At 49.9% G+C, this 4,951-nt stretch carries 1 tRNA gene and 3 rRNA genes; all 4 read left to right on the top strand.

What is annotated here, in order from left to right:
* Nucleotides 1-58 precede the first annotated feature (58 nt).
* The 4 genes from SPADD19_RS10740 (at nucleotide 59) to rrf (ending at nucleotide 4,951) form a co-directional block, all read left to right on the top strand.
* Nucleotides 59-1,607 (top strand): 16S ribosomal RNA (locus tag SPADD19_RS10740).
* A gap of 53 nt (nucleotides 1,608-1,660) precedes the next feature.
* Nucleotides 1,661-1,733 (top strand) — tRNA-Ala (locus SPADD19_RS10735).
* A gap of 123 nt (nucleotides 1,734-1,856) precedes the next feature.
* Nucleotides 1,857-4,756 (top strand): 23S ribosomal RNA (locus tag SPADD19_RS10730).
* Between the two features lie 79 nt (nucleotides 4,757-4,835).
* Nucleotides 4,836-4,951 (top strand): 5S ribosomal RNA (gene rrf, locus SPADD19_RS10725).
* Together the 16S, 23S and 5S rRNA genes with 1 tRNA gene alongside form the textbook arrangement of a ribosomal RNA operon.

Genomic DNA, 4,951 nt, shown 5'->3' with positions numbered 1-4,951 from the left:
GAACAATAAAAAACAATAAATCTGTCAGTGACAGAATGAGTTTAAGACAAACAATTATTTTAATGAGAGTTTGATCCTGGCTCAGGATGAACGCTGGCGGCGTGCCTAATACATGCAAGTAGAACGCTGAAGCTTGGTGCTTGCACCGAGCGGATGAGTTGCGAACGGGTGAGTAACGCGTAGGTAACCTGCCTCTTAGCGGGGGATAACTATTGGAAACGATAGCTAATACCGCATAAAAGTACGATATCGCATGATGTTGATTTGAAAGGTGCAATTGCATCACTAAGAGATGGACCTGCGTTGTATTAGCTAGTTGGTGAGGTAACGGCTCACCAAGGCGACGATACATAGCCGACCTGAGAGGGTGATCGGCCACACTGGGACTGAGACACGGCCCAGACTCCTACGGGAGGCAGCAGTAGGGAATCTTCGGCAATGGGGGCAACCCTGACCGAGCAACGCCGCGTGAGTGAAGAAGGTTTTCGGATCGTAAAGCTCTGTTGTAAGAGAAGAACGAGTGTGAGAGTGGAAAGTTCACACTGTGACGGTAACTTACCAGAAAGGGACGGCTAACTACGTGCCAGCAGCCGCGGTAATACGTAGGTCCCGAGCGTTATCCGGATTTATTGGGCGTAAAGCGAGCGCAGGCGGTTAGATAAGTCTGAAGTTAAAGGCTGTGGCTTAACCATAGTACGCTTTGGAAACTGTTTAACTTGAGTGCAGAAGGGGAGAGTGGAATTCCATGTGTAGCGGTGAAATGCGTAGATATATGGAGGAACACCGGTGGCGAAAGCGGCTCTCTGGTCTGTAACTGACGCTGAGGCTCGAAAGCGTGGGGAGCAAACAGGATTAGATACCCTGGTAGTCCACGCCGTAAACGATGAGTGCTAGGTGTTGGGTCCTTTCCGGGACTCAGTGCCGCAGCTAACGCATTAAGCACTCCGCCTGGGGAGTACGACCGCAAGGTTGAAACTCAAAGGAATTGACGGGGGCCCGCACAAGCGGTGGAGCATGTGGTTTAATTCGAAGCAACGCGAAGAACCTTACCAGGTCTTGACATCCCTCTGACCGCTCTAGAGATAGAGTTTTCCTTCGGGACAGAGGTGACAGGTGGTGCATGGTTGTCGTCAGCTCGTGTCGTGAGATGTTGGGTTAAGTCCCGCAACGAGCGCAACCCCTATTGTTAGTTGCCATCATTCAGTTGGGCACTCTAGCGAGACTGCCGGTAATAAACCGGAGGAAGGTGGGGATGACGTCAAATCATCATGCCCCTTATGACCTGGGCTACACACGTGCTACAATGGCTGGTACAACGAGTCGCGAGTCGGTGACGGCAAGCTAATCTCTTAAAGCCAGTCTCAGTTCGGATTGTAGGCTGCAACTCGCCTACATGAAGTCGGAATCGCTAGTAATCGCGGATCAGCACGCCGCGGTGAATACGTTCCCGGGCCTTGTACACACCGCCCGTCACACCACGAGAGTTTGTAACACCCGAAGTCGGTGAGGTAACCGTAAGGAGCCAGCCGCCTAAGGTGGGATAGATGATTGGGGTGAAGTCGTAACAAGGTAGCCGTATCGGAAGGTGCGGCTGGATCACCTCCTTTCTAAGGAAAAGGAAACCTGTACGTTGGTCTTGTTTAGTTTTGAGAGGTCTTGTGGGGCCTTAGCTCAGCTGGGAGAGCGCCTGCTTTGCACGCAGGAGGTCAGCGGTTCGATCCCGCTAGGCTCCATTAACACTGTAAGGGTGTTAAGATTGAACATTGAAAATTGAATATCTATATCAAATAGTAACAAGAAAATAAACCGAAACGCTGTAAATATTTAAAGAGTTTAGGTCGCAAGACCAAAAATAAGGTTAAGTTAATAAGGGCGCACGGTGGATGCCTTGGCACTAGAAGCCGAAGAAGGACGTGACAAACGACGAAATGCTTTGGGGAGCTGTAAGTAAGCGACGATCCAGAGATGTCCGAATGGGGGAACCCACTAGCTGATGGCTAGTACTCCTATCTGTTAAGGATAGGTAGAGGAAGACGCAGTGAACTGAAACATCTAAGTAGCTGCAGGAAGAGAAAGCAAAAGCGATTGCCTGAGTAGCGGCGAGCGAAACGGCAGGAGGGCAAACCGAAGAGTTTACTCTTCGGGGTTGTAGGACTGCAATATGGACTTAAAGATTATAGAAGAATGACATGGGAAGGTCAGCCAAAGAGAGTAAGAGCCTCGTATTCGAAATAGTCTTTATACCTAGCAGTATCCTGAGTACGGCGGGACACGAGAAATCCCGTCGGAATCTGGGAGGACCATCTCCCAACCCTAAATACTCTCTAGTGACCGATAGTGAACCAGTACCGTGAGGGAAAGGTGAAAAGCACCCCGGGAGGGGAGTGAAATAGAACCTGAAACCGTGTGCCTACAACAAGTTCGAGCCCGTTAATGGGTGAGAGCGTGCCTTTTGTAGAATGAACCGGCGAGTTACGATATGATGCGAGGTTAAGTTGAAGAGACGGAGCCGTAGGGAAACCGAGTCTGAATAGGGCGTCTTAGTATTATGTCGTAGACCCGAAACCATGTGACCTACCCATGAGCAGGTTGAAGGTGAGGTAAAACTCACTGGAGGACCGAACCAGGGCACGTTGAAAAGTGCTTGGATGACTTGTGGGTAGCGGAGAAATTCCAAACGAACTTGGAGATAGCTGGTTCTCTCCGAAATAGCTTTAGGGCTAGCGTCGACATTAAGATTCTTGGAGGTAGAGCACTGTTTGGGTGAGGGGTCCATCCCGGATTACCAATCTCAGATAAACTCCGAATGCCAAAGAATTATGGTCGGCAGTCAGACTGCGAGTGCTAAGATCCGTAGTCGAAAGGGAAACAGCCCAGACCACCAGCTAAGGTCCCAAAATAATTGTTAAGTGGAAAAGGATGTGGGGTTGCACAGACAACTAGGATGTTAGCTTAGAAGCAGCTATTCATTCAAAGAGTGCGTAATAGCTCACTAGTCGAGTGACCCTGCGCCGAAAATGTACCGGGGCTAAAACAATTTACCGAAGCTGTGGATACCTTTATAGGTATGGTAGGAGAGCGTTCTATGTGTGGAGAAGGTGTACCGTGAGGAGCGCTGGAACGCATAGAAGTGAGAATGCCGGTATGAGTAGCGAAAGACAGGTGAGAATCCTGTCCACCGTAAGACTAAGGTTTCCAGGGGAAGGCTCGTCCGCCCTGGGTTAGTCGGGACCTAAGGAGAGACCGAAAGGTGTATCCGATGGACAACAGGTTGATATTCCTGTACTAGAGTATGTAGTGAAGGAGGGACGCAGTAGGCTAACTAAAGCGTGCGACTGGAAGTGCACGTCTAAGCAGTGAGGTGTGAATTGAGTTAAATGCTTAATTCTATAACATTGAGCTGTGATGGGGAGCGAAGTTTAGTAGCGAAGTTAGTGACGTCACACTGCCAAGAAAAGCTTCTAGCGTTAATCATACTCTACCCGTACCGCAAACCGACACAGGTAGTCGAGGCGAGTAGCCTCAGGTGAGCGAGAGAACTCTCGTTAAGGAACTCGGCAAAATGACCCCGTAACTTCGGGAGAAGGGGTGCTGGCTTTGAGTCAGCCGCAGTGAATAGGCCCAAGCAACTGTTTATCAAAAACACAGCTCTCTGCTAAATCGTAAGATGATGTATAGGGGGTGACGCCTGCCCGGTGCTGGAAGGTTAAGAGGAGTGCTTAGCGTAAGCGAAGGTATGAATTGAAGCCCCAGTAAACGGCGGCCGTAACTATAACGGTCCTAAGGTAGCGAAATTCCTTGTCGGGTAAGTTCCGACCCGCACGAAAGGCGTAATGATTTGGGCACTGTCTCAACGAGAGACTCGGTGAAATTTTAGTACCTGTGAAGATGCAGGTTACCCGCGACAGGACGGAAAGACCCCATGGAGCTTTACTGCAGTTTGATATTGAGTGTCTGTGCCACATGTACAGGATAGGTAGGAGTCATTGAGATCGGGACGCCAGTTTCGATGGAGGCGTTGTTGGGATACTACCCTTGTGTTATGGCCACTCTAACCCGGTAGGTTCATCATCTACGGAGACAGTGTCTGACGGGCAGTTTGACTGGGGCGGTCGCCTCCTAAAAGGTAACGGAGGCGCCCAAAGGTTCCCTCAGAATGGTTGGAAATCATTCGCAGAGTGTAAAGGTATAAGGGAGCTTGACTGCGAGAGCTACAACTCGAGCAGGGACGAAAGTCGGGCTTAGTGATCCGGTGGTTCCGTATGGAAGGGCCATCGCTCAACGGATAAAAGCTACCCTGGGGATAACAGGCTTATCTCCCCCAAGAGTTCACATCGACGGGGAGGTTTGGCACCTCGATGTCGGCTCGTCGCATCCTGGGGCTGTAGTCGGTCCCAAGGGTTGGGCTGTTCGCCCATTAAAGCGGCACGCGAGCTGGGTTCAGAACGTCGTGAGACAGTTCGGTCCCTATCCGTCGCGGGCGTAGGAAATTTGAGAGGATCTGCTCCTAGTACGAGAGGACCAGAGTGGACTTACCGCTGGTGTACCAGTTGTCTCGCCAGAGGCATCGCTGGGTAGCTATGTAGGGAAGGGATAAACGCTGAAAGCATCTAAGTGTGAAACCCACCTCAAGATGAGATTTCCCATGATTTTATATCAGTAAGAGCCCTGAGAGAAGATCAGGTAGATAGGTTAGGAGTGGAAGTTGTGTGAGCAATGGAGCGGACTAATACTAATAGCTCGAGGACTTATCCAAAGAGTCAAAAGATATTGACAACGTAAGGTTAACTTGTTAGAATATAGATGTTCAATTTTGAATGTTTAATCATTCAGAGTTAAGTGACGATAGCCTAGGAGATACACCTGTACCCATGCCGAACACAGCAGTTAAGCCCTAGAACGCCGGAAGTAGTTGGGGGTTGCCCCCTGTGAGATAAGGTAGTCGCTTAGC

The sequence above is a fragment of the Streptococcus parasanguinis genome (assembly GCF_001578955.1).
In the GTDB taxonomy this organism is placed as follows: Bacteria; Bacillota; Bacilli; order Lactobacillales; family Streptococcaceae; genus Streptococcus; species Streptococcus parasanguinis_U.
This window is presented reverse-complemented; position numbering and strand designations above follow the sequence as displayed.